The organism is Massilia sp. GCM10023247, assembly GCF_042653325.1.
Classification (GTDB): domain Bacteria; phylum Pseudomonadota; class Gammaproteobacteria; order Burkholderiales; family Burkholderiaceae_D; genus Telluria.
Map to the genome: position 1 here is coordinate 46,912 of NZ_JBHSIB010000006.1, position 18,529 is coordinate 65,440.

At 68.3% G+C, this 18,529-nt stretch carries 14 protein-coding genes; 10 read left to right on the forward strand and 4 right to left on the reverse strand.

Annotated features, from left to right (window positions below; genetic code table 11):
• Positions 1 to 21 precede the first annotated feature (21 nt).
• From recC to ACFPAH_RS02935, 5 genes are all read left to right on the forward strand, one after another.
• A complete protein-coding gene (gene recC, locus ACFPAH_RS02915) occupies positions 22 to 3,492 on the forward strand; it encodes an exodeoxyribonuclease V subunit gamma (RefSeq protein ID WP_379740826.1) in 3,471 nt (1,156 codons plus the stop codon).
• On the forward strand, positions 3,489 to 7,148 hold the full coding sequence (gene recB, locus ACFPAH_RS02920; protein WP_379740362.1) for an exodeoxyribonuclease V subunit beta: 3,660 nt from the start codon (positions 3,489 to 3,491) through the stop codon (positions 7,146 to 7,148). Before recC ends, recB begins: the two co-directional genes overlap by 4 nt.
• Positions 7,145 to 9,115, forward strand: coding sequence for an exodeoxyribonuclease V subunit alpha (recD, locus tag ACFPAH_RS02925; protein ID WP_379740365.1), 1,971 nt, complete (start codon positions 7,145 to 7,147; stop codon positions 9,113 to 9,115). The genes recB and recD overlap by 4 nt, the downstream gene beginning before the upstream one ends.
• Entirely contained in the window at positions 9,115 to 9,546 is a 432-nt protein-coding gene (locus tag ACFPAH_RS02930; RefSeq protein ID WP_379740368.1) for a GNAT family N-acetyltransferase, read from the forward strand. The genes recD and ACFPAH_RS02930 overlap by 1 nt, the downstream gene beginning before the upstream one ends.
• A 192-nt stretch (positions 9,547 to 9,738) precedes the next feature.
• Positions 9,739 to 10,143, forward strand: coding sequence for an excalibur calcium-binding domain-containing protein (locus tag ACFPAH_RS02935; protein ID WP_379740371.1), 405 nt, complete (start codon positions 9,739 to 9,741; stop codon positions 10,141 to 10,143).
• Between the two features lie 103 nt (positions 10,144 to 10,246).
• Here ACFPAH_RS02935 and ACFPAH_RS02940 read toward each other — a convergent pair whose 3' ends face one another.
• Complete coding sequence (locus tag ACFPAH_RS02940; protein ID WP_379740374.1) at positions 10,247 to 11,206, reverse strand: serine hydrolase; 960 nt, start codon at positions 11,204 to 11,206, stop codon at positions 10,247 to 10,249.
• Positions 11,207 to 11,464: 258 nt separating this feature from the next.
• Positions 11,465 to 12,478, reverse strand: coding sequence for a sulfate ABC transporter substrate-binding protein (locus ACFPAH_RS02945; RefSeq protein ID WP_379740377.1), 1,014 nt, complete (start codon positions 12,476 to 12,478; stop codon positions 11,465 to 11,467).
• Between the two features lie 254 nt (positions 12,479 to 12,732).
• Between ACFPAH_RS02945 and ACFPAH_RS02950 the strand changes: the two genes are divergently transcribed.
• The 5 genes from ACFPAH_RS02950 (at position 12,733) to ACFPAH_RS02970 (ending at position 15,385) form a co-directional block, all read left to right on the forward strand.
• On the forward strand, positions 12,733 to 13,257 hold the full coding sequence (locus ACFPAH_RS02950) for a GNAT family N-acetyltransferase (protein WP_379740380.1): 525 nt from the start codon (positions 12,733 to 12,735) through the stop codon (positions 13,255 to 13,257).
• A gap of 101 nt (positions 13,258 to 13,358) precedes the next feature.
• Positions 13,359 to 14,000, forward strand: coding sequence for a YcbK family protein (locus tag ACFPAH_RS02955; protein WP_379740383.1), 642 nt, complete (start codon positions 13,359 to 13,361; stop codon positions 13,998 to 14,000).
• 128 nt (positions 14,001 to 14,128) lie between these two features.
• Complete coding sequence (locus tag ACFPAH_RS02960) at positions 14,129 to 14,419, forward strand: DUF378 domain-containing protein (RefSeq protein WP_379740386.1); 291 nt, start codon at positions 14,129 to 14,131, stop codon at positions 14,417 to 14,419.
• A complete protein-coding gene (locus ACFPAH_RS02965) occupies positions 14,416 to 14,910 on the forward strand; it encodes a metallophosphoesterase family protein (RefSeq protein WP_379740389.1) in 495 nt (164 codons plus the stop codon). The genes ACFPAH_RS02960 and ACFPAH_RS02965 overlap by 4 nt, the downstream gene beginning before the upstream one ends.
• 67 nt (positions 14,911 to 14,977) lie before the next feature.
• Positions 14,978 to 15,385, forward strand: a complete 408-nt coding sequence (locus ACFPAH_RS02970; protein WP_379740392.1) for a hypothetical protein — start codon at positions 14,978 to 14,980, stop codon at positions 15,383 to 15,385.
• A 33-nt stretch (positions 15,386 to 15,418) separates the two neighbouring features.
• Here ACFPAH_RS02970 and ACFPAH_RS02975 read toward each other — a convergent pair whose 3' ends face one another.
• Both ACFPAH_RS02975 and ACFPAH_RS02980 read right to left on the reverse strand, forming a co-directional pair.
• On the reverse strand, positions 15,419 to 16,627 hold the full coding sequence (locus ACFPAH_RS02975; protein WP_379740395.1) for a porin: 1,209 nt from the start codon (positions 16,625 to 16,627) through the stop codon (positions 15,419 to 15,421).
• A gap of 159 nt (positions 16,628 to 16,786) precedes the next feature.
• Positions 16,787 to 18,463: an electron transfer flavoprotein-ubiquinone oxidoreductase gene (locus tag ACFPAH_RS02980; protein ID WP_379740398.1), complete on the reverse strand. Its 1,677-nt coding sequence runs from the start codon at positions 18,461 to 18,463 to the stop codon at positions 16,787 to 16,789.
• Between the last annotated feature and the right edge of the window lie 66 nt (positions 18,464 to 18,529).

The following is an 18,529-nucleotide window of genomic DNA, read 5'->3' on the forward strand; positions in this document are numbered from 1 at the left end:
CTGCCCGACCATATTTCCCAGATGTCTACCCCGATCACGCCCGGCCTGCTGATTTTGCATGGCAACCAGATGGAAATGCTGCGCGAAGCCGTGTTCGACTGGCTGCGCCGCCATCCGCTCGGGCCGCTCGAGCAGGAGACCATCCTGGTGCAGTCGAACGGCTTTGCCGAGTGGCTCAAGATCGCGCTGGCCCAAGAGCTGGGCGTGTGCGCGGCGACGCGGGTGGCGCTGCCGGGCCGCTTCCTGTGGGAAGCCTACCGCACGATGCTGGGGCGCGAACGGGTCCCGAGCCGTTCGCCTTTCGACAAGGACCCGCTCGCGTGGCGCCTGATGCGCCTGTTGCCGACGCTGCTGCGCGAACCGGTGTTCGCGCCGCTGACCCATTTTCTCGGCGACGGCTGCCCCGAGCGCCGCCTGCAGCTGGCCGAGCGCCTGGCCGACCTGTTCGACGGCTACCAGGTCTACCGCGCCGACTGGCTCACCGACTGGGAAATCGGACGCGACCAGCTGCGCCGCCCAAACGGCGACCCGGTGCCGCTCGCACCCGACCAGCTGTGGCAGGCGCGCCTGTGGCGCGCGGTGCACGAAAGCGTGCCGCCGATGCAGCGCGGCACCGGGCGCGCCGCGATCCACGAAGTGTTCGTCGCCAGGATCCTGGCCGGGGAGGCGCCGGCTGCGCGCCTGCCGCGCCGGGTGGTGCTGTTCGGGATGTCGGCGCTGCCTTACCAGACCCTGCAGGCGATCGCCGCGCTCTCGCACCACACCCAGGTCCTGCTGGCGGTGCCGAATCCCTGCCAGTTCTACTGGGGCGACATCATCGAAGGGCGCGAACTGCTGCGCGCCGCGCGCAAGCGCCAGCCGGCGCGCGGCGGCGTCGACCTGGCCAGCATGCCGATCGAGGAACTGCACGCGCACAGCCACCCGCTGCTGGCCAGCTGGGGCCGGCAAGGGCGCGATTTCGTGCGCATGCTCGACGAGTTCGACAACGAAGAGGGACGCCCCGAGACGGCCGGGAGCGCCAAGCTGCGCATCGACCTGTTTTCGAGCGGCGAGGGCGAGACGCTGCTGCAGCAGGTGCAGGCCGCGGTGCGCGACCTGCTGCCGCTGTCCGAGCATCCGCATGTGCCGCCCGCGCTGGATGACCGCTCGATCGAATTCCACATCACCCACAGCGCCCAGCGCGAAGTGGAGGCCCTGCACGACCAGCTGCTCTCGTGGTTCGCCGCGGACCCGAGCCTGCGTCCGCGCGACGTGGTCGTGATGGTGCCCGACATCGACAGCTTCTCGGCCGCGATCCATTCCGTGTTCGACCAGCACCGCAGGAGCGACCCGCGCTACATCCCCTTCGAGATCGGCGACACGCGCGACCGCAGCGTCAATCCGCTGCTGGTCGCCCTCGAGTGGCTGCTGCGCCTGCCGCAGCAGCGCTGCCGCCAGAGCGAAGTGCGCGACCTGCTCGACGTGCCGGCCGTGGCCGCCCGCTTCGGCCTGAACGAGGAAGACCTGCACACGCTCGGCCAGTGGATCGACGGCGCCGGCGTGCGCTGGGGCCTGGACCGCGAGCACCGCACCGGCCTGGGCCTGGGCGCGGCCGGGGAACAGAACGCCTGGATCTTCGGCGTGCGCCGCATGCTGCTCGGCTATGCCAGCGGCGCCGGCGCGCGCTTCGGCGAGATCGAGCCGTATGCCGAAGTGGGCGGCCTGGACGCCGCGCTGGCCGGCTCGCTGGCGCAGCTGGTCGAATGCCTGCTCGAGTGGCGCGCGCGCCTGGCCGAGCCGCGCACGCCCGAGGAGTGGGGCAGGCAGGCGCGCGCGCTGCTGGCCGCCTTCTTCGACGGCCGCGAGGAGGGCGACCGCCTGACGCTGGCGCAATTGAACGAGGCGCTGCAATGCTGGCTCGAGATGACGGAGGCGGGCGGCTTCGACGAGCCGGTGCCCCTGAGCGTGCTGCGCGAAGCCTGGCTCGGCCAGGTCGACCAGCCGACCCTGAACCACCAGTTCGTCTCCGGCGGGATCACCTTCTGCACCCTGATGCCGATGCGCGCCGTGCCGTTCCGCGCCGTCTGCCTGCTCGGCATGAACGACGGCGACTTCCCGCGCCGCGCGCCCCAGGCCGACTTCGACCTGCTGGCGCTGCCCGGCATGAGCCGTCCCGGCGACCGCTCGCGGCGCGACGACGACCGCTACCTGATGCTCGAGGCCTTGCTGGCCGCGCGCGACAGGCTGTACATCAGCTGGGTCGGGCGCAACGTGCGCGACAACAGCGAGCAGCCGCCCTCGGTGCTGGTGTCGCAACTGCGCGACTACCTGCGCGCGGGCTGGGAGCTCGACCTGTCGAGCATCACCACCGAACACGCGCTGCAGCCCTTCAGCCGCCGCTATTTCGAGGAAGGCGGCCTGCGCACCTATGCGCGCGAATGGCGCGTCGCGCACGGCGCAGGGGCAACGCACGAGGGCGCGCCAATCGCCGGCGCGCTGCCTCCCTATGAGCTGGAACCGGAGTTCCGCCTGAAGCTGTCGGAGCTGGCCAGCTTCGTGAAGCAGCCGGCGCGCTTCTTCTTCCGGCGCCGCCTGGGCGTGGTGTTCGGCGAAGCCGAGGTGATCGGCGAGGACGAGGAACCGTTCGCGCTCGACGCGCTGGACCGCTACTTACTCGAAGACAGCCTGCTCGACGACGCCGGCAGCGCCGAGGAACTGGACGAGGTGCGCGCCGTCCTCGGCACCCGCGCCGAACGCCTGGCGCGCGAAGGGGTGCTGCCGATCGGCCTGGTCGGGCGCCAGTGGCAGGCGCAGCTGGTCGACGGCCTGGTGCCGGTGCGCAGCGCCTGGCTGAAACTGGGCCAGCGCTTTCCGCAGGCCGCGCCCAAGCTCGCGGTGCGCCTCGACTTCGACGCCGGCGCCGGCACTGAGTGCGGACGAGTGGTGCTGGAGGACTGGATCGACCGCCTGCGCACGGATGGGCAGCAGACCGCCTGGCTGATGCAGATTTCCTCGAAGGTGATGGACAAGTCGGGCAAGCCGCGCGGCGACAAGCTGATCGGCCCCTGGCTGCGCCAGCTGGCGGCCAGCGCCGCCGGTGCCGCCGATGCCGGCGCGGCTCCCGGCATCACCGGCTACCTGGTCGCGCGCGACGCCGTGGTCACGATGGCGCCGCTCGAGCCGGCCGCGGCGCAGGCCGCGCTGGCACACCTGGTCGCGCTCTGGCGCCGCAACCTCGACGCGCCGCTGGCCGTCGCCTGCAAGACGGCGCTGGCGCTGCTGGCCGAGGGCGATCCGCGCGCCGTTTACGACGGCGGCTTCGAAGTGTCGGGCGAGGTGGAGACCGAACCCTGCCTGGCGCGCCTGTGGCCGGATTTCGCGGCGCTCACTGCCGGCGGCGATTGGCCTGACCTGGCCTACGCGCTGTACGGCGGCCTGGCCGACTGGCTCGCGGCTTACGTCACGCTGACCCCGCATGCAGGCGCTGCAGGCGATGCAGGAGTAGCGGCATGAGCCAGTTGCTCGATCCCTTGACCTTCCCGCTGCACGGCTCGCGCCTGATCGAGGCCAGCGCCGGCACCGGCAAGACCTGGACCATCGCCGCGCTCTACCTGCGCCTGGTGCTGGGCCACGGCTTAGAGGCCGCCTTTGCGCGGCCCCTGCTGCCGTCGGACATCCTGGTGATGACGTTTACCCGCGCCGCCACCCGCGAACTGTCGAACCGGGTGCGCGAGCGCCTGGTGAACGCCGCCGCCTGGTTCCGCGGCGAACTCGACGAAACCGATCCCTACCTCGACCAGCTCGCCGCCGGCTATACGCTCGAGAGCGAGCGCCAGGTGGCGGCGCACCGGCTGGTGCTGGCCGCCGAGACGATGGACGAGGCGGCCATCTTCACCATCGACGCCTGGTGCCAGCGCATGCTGCGCGAGCACGCTTTCGATTCGGGCAGCCTGTTCGACGAGGAGCTGGTCAGCGACGAGCGCGCGCTGTTCGAGGACGCGGCGCACGACTACTGGCGCCAGCACGTCTATCCGCTCGACAGCGCAGCCCTGGCCGCGGTGCTCGGCACCTGGGGTGACGTGCGCAAGATGAAGGCCTCGGTGCGCGACCTGGTGCAGCGCACCGCCACCCTCGGCATGCCGGACCCGGAACCGCTGTCGGTCCTGGTGGCGCGCGTGCAAAAGGCGCAGCAGGCCGAGCTGGCGCGCCTGAAGGAAGGCTGGCACGAGCGCGCCAACGAGATGGAAGCCTGGATCGCCGCCCAGCAGCAGCTCAACCCGAAATGCTTCAACGGGAACATGATGCGCGCCGCCTCGGTGCCGAAATGGTTCGAGGCGCTGCGTGCCTGGGCGCTCGACCCGTCGCAAGTGCATCCCGACCTCAACGAGACGGCCTGGAAGCGCCTCTCTACCTACGGGCTGCTTGAAGCCTTCAGCAAGAATTTTTCGGCCGCCGTCCCGGCCTGCTTCGACTGCACCGCCGACCTGCGCGCCGCGCTCGACGCGATCGATCCGCTCGCGCACGCGCTGGTGCGCCATGCAGCCGGCCACATCGCGCGCCGCACGGCCGAACTCAAGGAGCAGCGCCGCCAGTTCGGCTTTGCCGACATGCTGGCGCGCCTGAAGGAGGCGCTCGAAGGCCCGAACGGCGAGGCGCTGCGGCGCCGTATCGTGACCCAGTACCCGGTGGCGCTGATCGACGAATTCCAGGACACCTCGCCCGACCAGTACCGCATCTTCGACCTGCTGTACCGCGTCGCCGCCAACGATCCGGAGCAGGGCCTGTTCCTGATCGGCGACCCGAAGCAGTCGATCTATGGTTTCCGCGGCGCCGACATCCACAGCTACCTGGCCGCGCGCCGCGCGACCGAGGGCCGCCATTACCAGCTCGGCACCAATTACCGTTCGACCGCCGCGCTGGTGGAAGCGGTCAACCAGCTGTTCCGCTACGCCGAAGGCGACGGCACCCATCCGGGCCACGCCCAGGGCGCCTTCCGTTTCCGGCGCGGCGAGGTCAATCCGCTGCCCTTCGAGCCGGTGGCGGCCAAGGGCCACAAGGCCGAACTGGTCGGCGTCGACGGCCCCTACCAGGCGCTGGCCCTGTGCACGACCCAGCGCGAGGACATGAAGGCCGGCGACTACCGCGAGTTCTTCGCCCAGCACTGCGCAGAACACATCGTCACGCTGCTGAACGATCCGCGCGTCGGGTTCAGGGAAGAGGGCAGCTTCAAGCGCCTGATGCCGGCCGATATCGCGATCCTGGTGCGCTCGCGCGGCGAGGCGGCTGCCGTGCGCCAGGCGCTGGCGCGGCGCCGCGTCGCCAGCGTCTACCTGTCCGACAAGGATTCGGTGGTCGAGAGCGAGGAGGCGCGTGATGTGCTGCGCTGGCTGCACGCGGTCGCCAATCCGCTCGACGGCGCGCTGGCGCGGGCGGCGCTGGCCACGCGCACCGCCGGCCTGCCGCTGGGCGAGCTGGCCAGGCTGTCGGGCGACGAAACCGTGTGGGAAGAGCGGGTCGAGCAGTTGAAATCCCTGCACGTGTGCTGGCAGCGCCAGGGCGTGCTGGCCATGCTGCGCCGCTTCATCCACGAACTCGGCCTGCCGGCGCGCCTGCTGGCCGAAACGGGCGGCGAGCGGCGCCTGACCAATCTGCTGCACCTGGCCGAACTGCTGCAGGAGGCGAGCGGCCAGCTCGACGGCGAGGGCGCGCTGATCCGCTGGTTCGCCGAGCAGGTGGAAGGCCTGGGCGAGGGCGGCGACGAGCGCGTGCTGCGCCTCGAATCGGACGCCGAGCTGGTCAAGGTCATCACGGTCCATAAATCGAAAGGCCTGGAGTACCCGCTGGTCTACCTGCCGTTTGCCGTCACCGCCCGCAAGACCGACAAGCGCAACCGCGCCTTCTTCGAGTACGTGCACGAAGACGGCGGGCGCCGCATCGACCTGGCCTTGTCGGACGAGGCGCTGCAGGCGGTCGACCGCGCCCGCATCGAGGAAGACCTGCGCCTGCTGTACGTGGCGCTGACCCGCGCGCGCCACTTCCTGTGGCTGGGCGTGGCCGCGGTCGCGGCCGCCAAGAAGGGAGAAAACCGCCTGCACGAATCGGCGCTCGGCTACCTGCTGGCGGGCGGCGCACCGGTGCCGGCCGCGGCCCTGGACGAGCATCTCGGCCGGCTGCGCGGCGGCTGCGGCCACATCGCCCTGCACTCGCTGGACCCGCTGGACGGCTGCACCATGCTCAACCGGGTCGAAACGCGGCCGGCGCTGGTCGAGCCGCCCGCGTTCGACGCCGATTTCGAGCGCAACTGGTCGGTCGGGTCGTTCACCTCGATCACCCGCCATACGACGGCCACGCCCGCCGCCACCCCGATGCGCGCCGCCGAGGAGACCCTGCTCGAGGACGAAGCGGGCCAGGCCGCCGCGCGGCGGCCCGAGGACACGCCGTGGCACCGCTTCCCGCGCGGTTCGGTGCCCGGCAACTTCCTGCACGAGCAGCTCGAGTGGATCGGCCAGGAAGGCTTCCACATCGTCGACGACGCGAACTTCGACGAGCGCCTGGCGCTGCGCTGCGAACGCGCCGGCTGGGGCCACCGCGCCGAGGACACCATCGCCTGGCTGCGCGCGGTGGTCGGCACGCCGCTGCCGCCGCTGGGCACGAGCCTGTCCCGGATCACGGACACCGTGCCGGAGATGGAGTTCTGGTTCCCGAGCGAGGGCCTGGCCCTGGGCGCGCTCGACCGCCTGTGCCGGCGCCGCCTGCTGGGCAAGGCCGCGCGCCCCACCCTGCCCGAACGCGTCCTGCACGGCATGCTCAAGGGGTTTGCCGACCTCGTGTTCGAGCACGAGGGCCGCTACTGGGTGCTCGACTATAAATCGAATGCCCTCGGCCCGAACGACGCCGCCTACACCAAACGGGCGATGGAAGAGGGCATGGCCGGGCACCGCTACGACATCCAGGGCGCGATCTACATGCTGGCCCTGCACCGCCTGCTCAGGAGCCGGCTGGGCGAGGACTACGATCCGGCGCAGCAACTGGGCGGCGCGATCTTCCTGTTCCTGCGCGGGATCGCCAACACCTCGACGCACGGCTGCTGCCTGCTCGAGCCGGACATCGAGCTGCTCGACGGCCTCGACCGACTGCTGACGCCGGGTGACGCATGGGGCGACCAATGAAGCACAATCGAGCCATCCGGCCGGCCCATGCATCGCCGGGCGCCCTGTGGGAAGAAATCGACCGCCTGACCGAAGCCGGCGAACTGCGCCGCCTGTCGGGCGCCTTTGCGCGCTTCGTCGCCTCGCTCGGGCCGGTGGCGCCGCCCGTGCTGCTGGCCGCCACCTTGCTGTCCGAACTGGAAGGCAACGGCCACAGCTGCCTGCAGGTGGCCGACCTGGCCGACGACCCGGCCCTGCTGCTCGGCTGGAGCCAGGAACAGTGGCAGGCGCTGGCCGCCAGCGCCAGCCGGGACGCGGCGCTGCCGAAAAACGCGAAAGCCTGGGCCGCGCAGTTCAACGCCTGCGAGGAAGTCTGGAAGGTCGGCGAATTCGACTACGGCGAGCCGCTCGTGTTCGACGGCGAGCGCCTCTACCTGCGCCGCTACTGGCGCGACGAAACCCTGGTCGCCGCCAGCATCCGCGCGCGCGCCGCCCAGGCGCGTCCTGTCGACCCGGAAGCGGTGCGCGCATGGCTCGAGCTGTTGTTCGCCTCCCAGCGCGCCAGCGAAAAACCGGACTGGCAGAAGCTGGCCTGCGCGGTCGCCCTGCGCGGCTCGGTCGCCATCATCACGGGCGGTCCCGGCACCGGCAAGACCTATACGGTGGCGCGCCTGCTGGCGCTGCTGTTCGCGACCGCGCCGGACGCGGCGCAGCAGCGCATTGCGCTGGCCGCGCCGACCGGCAAGGCCGCCGCGCGCCTGAAGCAGTCGATCGACAAGGCGCTCACCGAACTCGCCGGGCGCGTCGGCGACAAGCTGCCGCTGGAGGAGCTGCTCGAGCGCATGGGCCCGGCGCGCACCCTGCACAGCCTGCTGGGCGCGCGGCCCGATAGCCGCGCCTTTGCCCACCATGCCGGCAATCCGCTCGACGTCGACGTCCTGATCGTCGACGAAGCGTCGATGGTCCACCTCGAAATGATGGCCAGCCTGCTCGACGCGTTGCCCGCGGGCGCCACCCTGGTACTGCTCGGCGACAAGGACCAGCTGGCCTCGGTGGAGGCGGGCGCGGTGCTGGGCGACCTGTGCCACAACGCCCAGGCCGGCGGCTACAGTTGCGAGACGGCCGACTACGTGCGGAGCGCCAGCGGCGAAGACCTGCCGCCTGAATTCCTCGGCAACGGCGGCGCGCTGGCCCAGCAGACCGTCATGCTGCGCCACAGCCGCCGCTTCGGCGGCCCGATCGGCCAGCTGGCGCTGGCCGTCAATGACGGCGACGCGGCACGCGCCGAAGCGGTCCTGCGCAGCGCAGAGCAGGCCGTGCGCTGGATCGAGAACGCGCGCCAGCACGAGGTGGTCGAGCTGGGCCTGAACGGCTACCAGCCCTACCTGGAACTGCTGCGGGCGGGGCCCGGCGAGGCTGCCCATGAAGACTGGGTGCGCCAGGTGCTGCAGCAGTTCGAGGCCTTCCGCATCCTGTGCGCCGTGCGCGAAGGGGAGTGGGGCGTGGGCGGCCTGAACACGGCCATCGAGGGCAGCCTGGAGTCGGCCGGGCTGTTGCGGCGCGGCGGCGAGTGGTATGCCGGGCGCCCGGTGATGGTCACGCGCAACGACTACGGCACCCGCGTCTTCAACGGCGACATTGGCCTGACGATAATGGATCCGGCGCGCCCGGGTTCGCTGCGCGTCTACTTCATGGAAGGCGACAATGTCCGCAGCGTACTGGCCACCCGCCTGCGCAACGTCGAGACGGCGTTTGCGATGACGGTGCACAAGTCGCAGGGTTCGGAGTTCCGCCACACCGTGCTGGTGCTGCCGGAAGACCGGAATGCCATCCTTACGCGCGAACTGGTCTACACCGGCATCACGCGCGCCAGCGCCCGGTTCACCCTGGTCTCGCCGGCCGGCCCGGTGCTGGCCGAGGCGATTGGACGGCGTACCCACCGCACCAGCGGCCTGCGCCACCTGATCGAGCGCGACGGGACGCGCTGATGCCCGCCCTGATCCGCGCCGCCCGGCCCGGCGACGCGCCCGCCCTGGCGGCGCTGTTCGGACAGCTCGGCTACCCATCCACGGCCGACGCGGTGCGCAGCCGCCTGGCCGGACCCGGCGCCGACCGGGCCCAGGTGCTGGTGGCGGAGGCCGAAGCCGAAGCGGGCGTGGTCGGACTCATCGTGGTCAACTTGGTCGCCCCGCTGCACGTCGCCGGCCTGTGGGCGCTGGTCTCGGCCCTGGTCACCGACGAGGCCGCGCGCGGCAGCGGCGTCGGCGCCGCCCTGCTCGACGCAGCCGAGCGCCTGGCACGCGGACGGGGCTGCATCCGTATGGAATTGTCGAGCAGCGAATACCGCACGCGGTCGCATGCCTTTTATCTTCGGCATGGCTTCGCCGAGGTGCGCAAGCGCTTCGTGAAAGCCTTGTAGCCGCTCAGCCCGTCCTCCCAGCCGCCCGGCTTCAGCCCTGTTCGGGAAAGAAATTTCTTTTCGGTTTCTTTTTTTGGTGCAATACTTCGTTGGTATGCGGCAACCGGCTTCCGGTTGGCCGCGCGCGCTGCGCCGGCGCCCTATGCACGCGCCGGCCGCTTTGCCCTCCACCGATCCGCACCAGAGGAAGCGATGCCCGATCTGCCCCTGCTGCCGAAGCCCTTGCGTAAACCCGTCCTCTGGATCGCGGTGCTGGCCGTGTTCGCGCCGGCTGGCGGCGCCTTGGCCCACGGAGGCGGACTGAACGCGGAAGGCTGCCATATGAACCGCAAGACGGGCGACTACCATTGCCATCGCGCTGCGGCCAGCCCGCCGCTTGCACGCACGGCCTACGCCCCTGTCCGCGATCGGCAACAGGCGCAGCTGGCCGATGCGAACGCGCCCCGCGCCAGGCCACGTGGCGCGGCATTCGCCAACTGCGCCGAAGCCCGTGCCGCCGGTGCCGCGCCGGTGCGCCTGGGCGATCCGGGATACGGCCCGCACCTGGACCGCGACAACGATGGCGTCGGCTGCGAGCCTTACCGCGGGCGGCGCTAGCGCTTCGGGCAGCGCCGGCAACCTGCCGATCGACGAAAAAAAAGGGATTGCCGCAAGCGGCAATCCCTTTTTCATTCGCTGGCGGCCGCCGGGCGGCCTCGCATCAGTTACGGCGGGTACGCTTCACCGTCACTTTTTTCTTCTTCGGCACGACCTTGGCCTTGCTGCGCGGCTGGGCCTTGGCCTTCGCGCGGCCGGCGCTGGCCTTGATGCGCGGGGAGCCGCTGCTGGCCTGGAGCTTCGCCGAGCGTGCCACGCCGGCCACCGCCGGCTCTTCGCCCGTGATGAAGCGGCGCACGTTGAGGGCGTCGAGGATGCGGGCCGAGGAGGCGCTGGCGTTGAGCAGGACCATGGTCGCGTTCTTGCCTGCGACCTTGATGCTCATGATCAGGCAGCGGCCCGCTTCGCGGGTGTAGCCGGTTTTCGAGAGGCCGATGTCCCAGCCCTTGGCGCCGACCAGGCGGTTGGTGTTGCGGTACTCGACGCCGCGGCCGTTGATATTGATGATGTTCTTGGCGTCGGTGCTGCGCTCGGTGATTTCCGGGTAGCCGGCGGCGGCGTTGGCCATCTTGATCAGGTCGCCGGCGGTCGAGCGGTTGTTCGGCGACAGGCCGGTCGGCTCTTCGATGTGGGTCTGGTGCATGCCGAGCGCGGCGGCCTTGCGGCGCACCGCTTCCTTGAAGGCCGCGTGGCCGCCCGGATAGGTGCGTGCCAGCGAGGCCGCGGCGCGGTTGTCGGAAGACATCAGGGCTAGCTGCAGCACGTCGGCGCGCGGAATGCTGGCGCCGACCGGCACCCGCGAACTGCTGTGCTTGAGGGTGTCGACGTCGCTGCGGTCGATCTCGATCAGCTCGTTCATATCCTGCTTGGCGTCGAGGATGACCATTGCGGTCATCAGCTTCGTGAGCGAGGCGATCGGCACCACGTCGGTGGCATTCTTTTCCAGCAAAACTTTGCCGGTGTCATCTTCCACCACGAGTACCGATTGCGATCCGAACGGCACCGCGAATGCGGCAGCAGAAGAGATCGACAACAATACCGTGGCGAACAGTTTTTTGATCATGGTCTAGGGAAATGGTGTCGGGTTGAGCCCAAGCGCCGTTGCGGCGCATCGTTTACGCGTCTAGCTGTACGGCAACTACCTCAGCGATGGAAGATAGCACCATCATTTCTATGTGTCTATGGCGCACAGGAAAAATCAATCCGAATGTAGTTGTTTTACCGAAAAAAAGCCCCGCACGCTGGCGGGGCTCGTTGTCGTCGGCAAAAGCTTGGCAAGAAGGCCAGCTGCCGGGACGCAGCTCGTGCAACCCGCCGGCGCTTACTTCGACTGGTAGATCTTGTCGAACTCGCCACCATCGTCGAAGTGGCGCTTCTGCGCATTGCGCCAGCCGCCGAACAGTTCGTCCACCGAGAACAGGGTGATCGGCTTGTAGTTGGCAGCATACTTCTTCATCACCGCCGCGTCGCGCACGCGCAGGTAGTGCTTGGCGCCGATTTCCTGGCCCTGCGGGGTGTACAGGAAATTCAGGTAAGCCGTAGCCTGCTTGCGCACGCCGCGGCGATCGACGACCTTGTCGACCACGGCCACCGGCGACTCGGCCAGGATCGAGGTCTGCGGGTAGACGACCTCGAAGTTGTTGCCGAACTCGGCGCGCACCATGCTCACTTCGTTTTCGAAGGTCACCAGGGCGTCGCCGATCTGGCGCTGGGTGAAGGTCGTGGTTGCCGCGCGTCCGCCCGCGTCGAGGATAGGCACGTTCTTGAAGATGGCGCGCACCAGGTCGCGCGCCTGGGCTTCGTTGCCGCCTTTTTTCAGGACCGAACCCCAGGCCGCCAGGTAGGTGTAGCGGCCGTTGCCCGCGGTCTTCGGGTTCGGGATGATCACTTGCACGCCCGGCTTGGCCAGGTCGTCCCAGTTGCGGATGCCTTTCGGGTTGCCCTTGCGGACCAGGAACACCATGGTCGAGTAATAGGGCGCCGCGTTGTGCGGGAATTTCTTGGCCCAATCCTTCACGACCAGGCCGCGGTCGGCCAGCATGTCGATGTCGTTGGCCTGGTTCATGGTCACGACCGACGCTTCCAGGCCATCGGCCACGGCACGCGCCTGCTTGCTCGAGCCGCCATGCGATTGTTTGATCGAAACGGTCTCACCTGTTGCTTTTTTCCAGCTCTCGATGAACGCCGGGTTAATGTCCTTGTACAATTCGCGCGCCACGTCGTAGGAAACGTTCAGCAGCTCGACATTGGCGGCGCTGGCCGACAGCGGCAGGGCGGCGCCAACGGTCAGCGCGAGCAGCCAGCGGCGCAGGGGCTTGAAAGCTTGATTCGGCATATTCTTCTCACTTTTCGGATGCAATGGAAACAGGGTCCATGTTCCATAAGTTGCGCCGGAAACGGAAGAATACTTTCGTCATATGCTTAGACCTGTATCGAGGTATGCATGGGTTCCGGCAGGCTGCAGAGCTTTCGGTGTATAGTCCGCACATCCGCAGGCGCCGCGGCGCCGATGCCTGTGTGTCATGAATCATGCATTGAATCATGCATTAGTAGTCAGTAAATAGTCACGAGTCACTGGGTTAGATGGTTATGGGTATCGATATTCGCAAAGCAGCACCGTTCGACGCGGCCTCCGCCTGCAGCCTGCTGCGCCGCTCGATCGAGCAGGGATGCGAGGCGGACTACCGCGGCCGTCCCGCCATCCTCGATGCCTGGCTCGGCAACAAGACGCTGGAGAACGTCGCCGCCTGGTTCGCCTCGGCCACCAATTTCGCCATCGTCGCCGAGCGCGACGGCCAGTTGCTGGGCATGGCCCTGCTGACCCAGGCCGGCAAGCTGGCGCTTTGCTATGTCCAGCCCGAGGCCGTGCGCAGCGGCGTCGGCAGCGCCATGCTGGCCGCCGTCGAGCAGCAGGCGCGCGCATGGGAAATCCGCAAGCTGCACCTGCACAGCCCGGCCAGCGCCGCGCCTTTCTTCGCGCGCCACGGCTACACGGATGCCGGCCTGGAAAAAGCCTGCTTCGGCCTCGAATGCCACCTGATGTGGAAGATGCTCGATGCCGACCCGGCCGCGCTTGACTCGGCCCGCAAGCGTTTCTGCAACTGCAGCCAATAAGCCGCAAACGCCAACGAAAAGCAACAAAAAGCAGCCGGGCACGTCTTCTGTCGGGCATGTCCTTGCGCTATAGTACGGGACTTCCCAAAGACGAGTGTTTTATGGCTTCCCGTAGAGATTTTCTTCATCAAGGCATGCGCCTGTCGGCCCTCGGGGTGCTTGGCCCGACCCTGATCGGCCAGGCCCAGGCGGCAGCGCAAGCTGCCCCGGCCGACCTGACGCCGCCACCCGACCTCTTCGACGCACAACTGCTCGACCTCGATTTCTGGGTCAAGCCGCGCACGCTGTCGGTGACGCGCCCGCAAAGCGGCGAACGCGCCACCGTGCTGTACTGGAAGGATGGCGAAGTCATCGACTCCGCCTATGAGCAGCTCTGCCACCTGCTGCGCGACGTCAACGGCCGCGAAACCGCGCCGATCGACCCCAAGCTGCTGGAAATGCTGTGGGGCACCCAGGCCTTCATCGCGCGCTACGGCTTGCACCAGCCGCTCGAGATCCTGTCGGGCTACCGTACCCCGGCGTCGAACGCGCGCCTGCAGGAAGCCGGCATCCCTGCTGCCCGCAAATCCCTGCATATGTCCGGCAAGGCGGCGGACATCCGCATCGCCAGCCTCAGCGAGGAAGTGCTGGGTGGACTCATACGGAGCTTCCGCCAGGGCGGAGTCGGGTATTATTACCGTTCCGGTCCGAAAGGCGGCTGGATCCACGCCGACACGGGGCTCAACCGTACCTGGAAGGGCTAAGCACCTTCCGCCAACCGCACCGGCCGCCGCCGGGGCGGTAGCGAAACTTGCGTGGGTTTTTGCTGTCGTAGGGCCGGAACGGCATGCATTGCCGGAAGACCGACTCATCTTTCCAAAGGAGAAACACGATGGCAACGATGAATGCACCCACCATGGATCGCCGCACCGGACCCGAACGCCGTACCGCCGTGCGCGAAGGCCGCGGTTCGGCCATGTCGGCAATGGATTACCTCGCCATGTTCCTGTTGATCATCGGCGGCCTGAACTGGGCGCTGGTGGGCCTGTTCCAGGTCGACATGGTCGCCACCATCTTCGGTCCGGGCAGCGCGGCGGCGCGCCTGGTCTACGTGCTGGTCGGCCTGGCCGCGCTGTACTCGATCTACACGACCGCGAAGATGGCGGGCGCAAAACGGCATTGAGCGGCACCGAAAACGCGCCGGGGCCGGCGCTGCGCGTCGGCCTGATCTCCGACACCCACGGCTTGCTGCGGCCGGAGGCGCTGGCCTTCCTTGCCGGCTGCGACCATATCGTCCACGGCGGCGACATCGGCCACCCGGGCATCCTCGAGCGCCTGGCCGAACTGGCCCCGCTGACGGTCGTGCGCGGCAATAACGACCGCGAGGACTGGGCGCGCGGCATTCCCGCCAGCGCCCGGCTTGCCTTCGGCGGCGTCGCGCTCTACGCCATCCACGACATCAAGGACATCGACATCGATCCCGTGCGCGCCGGGGTGCGGGTAGTGGTGTCCGGCCATTCGCACCGGCCGGCGCAGGCCGAGCGGGCGGGCGTCCTCTACGTCAACCCCGGCAGTGCCGGCCGGCGCCGCTTCAGCTTGCCGATCTCGGCCGCCGAGCTCCTGATCCGGGGCGACAGGGTCGAGGCGCGTATCGTGACCCTGGTTGCCCCCTAGGCGCACCATGTACGGCTGGTCCGAAATGCCGTAGGATACGGCCCTTACCGCTTTCCCTTCGCAGCCGATGACCGCACCACTCGACCCGCCGCCGCGCTTCCGTCCGCGCCCCTGGATTCACCTCGAAACCCCGCAGGACGTCGAACTCTGGATCGACGAGCACAATCTCGCGATGCAGGAACTCATCGGGCCGCAGGAAACCGGCTACGGCATCTGTTTCACGCTGGCCGAAGGCGGCAACCTCTACCTGCAGACGGCGGAAGACGCGGTCGTGCTGGACGTGGAGGAAGAGGCGTCCTGGATCGCGCCGCTGATCGTCGCCGCCACCGGCGCCGAGCCGCCCCAGGGACACTACTGGCTGCTGCCTGCCGACAAGCTGACCCAGCTGATCATCGGCCTGTCGAGCCTGGTGGCGAGCACGACCCTGGTCGTCGGCCACCGTTTTGGTTCGCGCGGGCGCAGGGTCGCCTACTGACAGGCTGCTTGCGATGCGTCCGCGTGGCGCTGTTCAGAAGTGGTGCAGTATCCCGACCGAGGCGGTGCGGGTTTCGATGCCCGTCTGCGGGAAGGTGGAGCCGGCCTGGAAGGGTAGGGCAATCCCGTTCAGGATGATGGTCGAGGCGCCGAAATTGCGCACCGACCCGGCGCGCGCGTACAGCGAGGTGCGGCGCGACAGGTTGTAGTCGACGCCCAGCATCAGCCCCAGCGCCGACGACTCGACCGGATTGCCGAGGGCATTGCGTGCGCCTTCCGTATCGCGGTGCACCAGCGAGGCGCTCCAGCTCAGGCGGTCCTGGACCAGGATCGCGCCCAGCGTCGCCAGCCGCGCTTCGCCGCTCTGCGCCAGCCGCGGCGCGATGCGCACCCAGGACGCCGACAGCACCAGCTTGCCCGTGTCGTAGATGCCGCCCACGGCAGGCATGTCGGTGCGCACCGGCTGCGCGGCCTGGCCGGGCGCCGCGGCCACGGGCGCGGTCCAGGACTGGGTCAGGCTGGCCGCCAGGTAGAACTTCCCGTCGGTGAACGACAGCACGCCGCCGCGCGTGCCGACCTTCGGTTCGGTCGTGCCGTAGGGGTTGGTGGCGTAGATCGCCTGCGCGCCCAGGCCCATCACGCGTGGCGTGGCGTAGGTGACCGACTTCGGCACGCGCACCGGGATCGTCGCCGCGCCCGGACCGAGGTCCGTGTTCGCGCCCACCCCGCGCGGCCCCTGCATGGCGCCGCCTCCGACCCAGGTGTAGACCGAGTTGGTCTGCACCAGCATGAAGGGGTCGACGAACAGCGGCAGCATCGCGTTGATCTGGTTACCGAAGCGCAGCGTGCCGAGCGTGGCCGAGCGCAGGCCGACCCAGGATTCGCGGTTGAACAGGGCGCTCGCCTGCTGGGTGCCGGTATCGGCATTGAAGCCCGCTTCCAGCTTCGCTTCGGCCTTCAGGCCGCCGCCCAGGTCTTCCGACGCATAAAAGCCCAGCTTGGAACTGTAGGCGCCGCCGCTTTGCTGCTGCCAGCGGCCGCGGCCCTTGTCGGTGCGGCCGTACATGGCGCCCAGGTCGACGGTGCCGTAGATGCGCACGCTGTCGCCGCCGCTGCCGTATTCGGGCAGCTGGGCCAGCCGGCTCATCAGGAAAGACTCCGGCTGGGCCTGGGCCGAAGCGGAGAAGGCGACCGAGAGGAGGGCGGAGAGCAGGGCTGGACGAAGCAGGGGCGAGCGTGACATTCGGTGAGGTTTGCGGAGATGGACAAGCGTCGGATTATTGCACATGAGAAATCTCCGACAAAGATTTGACGGCAATGCAGTTGCCTTGAAACAACAGTGGTGCTTCGGCCAAAAAAAACGGGCGCCACTGGCGCCCGCTTCATCGACCTGTTCGTCCGCTTACATGTTCGGATAGTTCGGTCCGCCGCCGCCTTCCGGCGTCACCCACACGATGTTCTGGGTCGGGTCCTTGATGTCGCAGGTCTTGCAGTGCACGCAGTTCTGCGCATTGATCTGCAGGCGGTCCTGGCCGGCGTCGGTTTTCACGAACTCGTACACCCCCGCCGGGCAGTAGCGCTGCTCGGGGCCGGCGAACTTGGCGAGGTTGACGTCGACCGGAATGCTCGGATTCTTCAGCGTCAGGTGCACCGGCTGGTCTTCGGCATGGTTGGTGTTCGAGATGAACACCGAGGACAGGCGATCGAAGGTCAGCTTGCCGTCCGGCTTGGGGTAGACGATCGGCGTGAACTCGGAGGCCGGGCGCAGGCACTCGTGGTCGGCATGCTTGTGGCGCAGCGTCCATGGCGCCTTGCCGCGGAAGACCATCTGGTCGACGCCGGTCATGAAGGTGCCGAGGTACAGGCCCTTGCTCATCCACGGCTTGAAGTTGCGCGCCACGTGCAGTTCCTTGTACAGCCAGGACTGTTCGAAGGCGGCCGGGTAGGCGCTCAGCTCGTCGTGCTGGCGGCCGCTGCCCAGGGCCTCGAAGGCCGCTTCGGCGGCCAGCATGCCGGTCTTGATCGCGCTGTGGCTGCCCTTGATGCGCGAGGTATTCAGGAAGCCGGCGTCGCAGCCGATCAGGGCGCCGCCCGGGAACACGGTTTTCGGCAGGGATTGCAGGCCGCCCGCCGTGATCGCCCGCGCGCCGTAGGAGATGCGCTTGCCGCCTTCGAAGAACTTGCGGATTTCCGGATGGGTTTTGTAGCGCTGGAATTCCTCGTAGGGCGACAGGTAGGGATTCTGGTAGGCCAGGCCCACCACGAAGCCGACCGCGACCTGGTTGTTTTCCAGGTGGTACAGGAAGGAGCCGCCGTAGGTGTCCTTGTCGAGCGGCCAGCCGGCCGTGTGGATCACCAGGCCGGGCTTGTGCAGGGCCGGGTCGATCTCCCACAGCTCCTTGATGCCGATGCCGTAGGTCTGCGGGTCCTTGCCCTTGTTGAGGTCGTACTTGGCCATCAGCTGCTTGCCGAGGTGGCCGCGCGACCCTTCGGCGAAGAACGTGTACTTCGCGTGCAGCTCCATGCCCAGCTGGAAGGCGTCGGTCGGATTGCCTTCGCGGTCCACGCCCATGTTCCCCGTCGCTACACCTTTCACCGAGCCGTCCTCGTTGTACAGGATTTCCGCTGCCGGGAAGCCCGGGAACACTTCGACGCCCAGGCTTTCGGCCTGCTGGCCGAGCCAGCGCACCACGTTGGCCAGCGAAATGATGTAGTTGCCGTGGTTGGTCAGCATCTTCGGCACCATGAACGAAGGCGTGGCGTGGGCCTTCGTCTCGGTCAGGAACAGCACCCGGTCTTCGGTCACCGCAGTGTTCAGTGGTGCGCCGAGTTCCTTCCAGTTCGGGAACAATTCGTTCAAGGCGATCGGATCCATGACGGCGCCCGACAGGATATGGGCGCCCAGTTCTCCGCCTTTCTCGAGCACGCAGACGGACACCTCCTGGCCTTTTTCGCTGGCCAGCTGCTTGAGGCGAATGGCCGCCGACAGGCCGGCGGGGCCGCCGCCGACGATGACGACGTCGTACTCCATTGCTTCGCGCGGTCCATATTGTTCGAGGATGTTGATTGGCTCTGTCATGGTCTTGTAATGGTTAAGAAATTTAAGTACGAGTGTGCGGGTTTTCCGGGCCGATTGCAACTTAGC

Bases quoted from the DNA above. Each gene is read 5' to 3' on its own strand.
- ACFPAH_RS02935 (WP_379740371.1), top strand. From the start codon at position 9,739: ATGCCCGATCTGCCCCTGCTGCCGAAGCCCTTGCGTAAACCCGTCCTC.
- ACFPAH_RS02930 (WP_379740368.1), top strand. From the start codon at position 9,115: ATGCCCGCCCTGATCCGCGCCGCCCGGCCCGGCGACGCGCCCGCCCTG.
- ACFPAH_RS02955 (WP_379740383.1), top strand. From the start codon at position 13,359: ATGGCTTCCCGTAGAGATTTTCTTCATCAAGGCATGCGCCTGTCGGCC.
- recB (WP_379740362.1), top strand. From the start codon at position 3,489: ATGAGCCAGTTGCTCGATCCCTTGACCTTCCCGCTGCACGGCTCGCGC.
- ACFPAH_RS02940 (WP_379740374.1), bottom strand. From the start codon at position 11,206: ATGATCAAAAAACTGTTCGCCACGGTATTGTTGTCGATCTCTTCTGCT.
- recD (WP_379740365.1), top strand. From the start codon at position 7,145: ATGAAGCACAATCGAGCCATCCGGCCGGCCCATGCATCGCCGGGCGCC.
- ACFPAH_RS02950 (WP_379740380.1), top strand. From the start codon at position 12,733: ATGGGTATCGATATTCGCAAAGCAGCACCGTTCGACGCGGCCTCCGCC.
- recC (WP_379740826.1), top strand. From the start codon at position 22: ATGTCTACCCCGATCACGCCCGGCCTGCTGATTTTGCATGGCAACCAG.
- ACFPAH_RS02960 (WP_379740386.1), top strand. From the start codon at position 14,129: ATGGCAACGATGAATGCACCCACCATGGATCGCCGCACCGGACCCGAA.
- ACFPAH_RS02980 (WP_379740398.1), bottom strand. From the start codon at position 18,463: ATGACAGAGCCAATCAACATCCTCGAACAATATGGACCGCGCGAAGCA.
- ACFPAH_RS02970 (WP_379740392.1), top strand. From the start codon at position 14,978: ATGACCGCACCACTCGACCCGCCGCCGCGCTTCCGTCCGCGCCCCTGG.
- ACFPAH_RS02945 (WP_379740377.1), bottom strand. From the start codon at position 12,478: ATGCCGAATCAAGCTTTCAAGCCCCTGCGCCGCTGGCTGCTCGCGCTG.
- ACFPAH_RS02975 (WP_379740395.1), bottom strand. From the start codon at position 16,627: ATGTCACGCTCGCCCCTGCTTCGTCCAGCCCTGCTCTCCGCCCTCCTC.